1 protein-coding gene is annotated in these 625 nt (G+C 44.0%); it reads right to left on the bottom strand.

Annotation, left to right across the window (positions count from 1 at the left end; genetic code table 11):
* Positions 1–240 precede the first annotated feature (240 nt).
* Positions 241–625 (bottom strand): 5'-nucleotidase C-terminal domain-containing protein (locus R7P74_RS27295; RefSeq protein ID WP_318123804.1); only part of this gene is annotated, 385 nt, incomplete at its 5' end.

Below are 625 nucleotides of genomic sequence, written 5' to 3'. Positions count from 1 at the left end.
TAATCGCCAGCAGTCCATCAAATATATGAATATAAAGAAAAAGGAGCACTGACTAGCGCTCCCTCTTATTGCTCTTTGTTCTTTATAGCCCATTTAGTGGCACAAAATACACAAGCATGGACCAAGCGGCTACCCACGCAATGACCACCGCGGCGTCTGCCCAGTCTTTTTTCCACATACTTTCCACCCTCTCACTCGCATGTAGTGTGGAAAGTACAGCAAAATCAATACCAAGAATGATTAACGATTTTGTTGAGAGTAAAGTTTGTGACTTTCGTTCAAACAGTTAGGCTCATCTGTAAGTAGTTCAATAAAGCAATCCGCCATTGATAAGTTACTCACACAACCCTCGCCTTTCATATCAAGCAGGGCTTCATAGCCTTCTTTGCCTTTCATCGTGTAAGCCGAAGAGGTGCCACGATACCAAGTGTCATCATCAACCTTTACCCAGCGGTATCCATCAAATATTTCTAATCGTTGGACTCTCTCACCTTTTGGCGCATCGGCTTGATAGTCAAAGTTCAGATTGTACGTATATGGGTAACTGCCTGACCCAGTGCCTTCTACGCCGTTGTTTAGTGCGTTATTGATTGCACCTTCTAAAGCTCGACGAATAACCGCACCT

Source organism: Vibrio sp. 2033, assembly GCF_033339735.1.
Note: the sequence above shows the minus strand (reverse complement) of the source record. Positions and strands in the feature narration are given on the sequence as shown.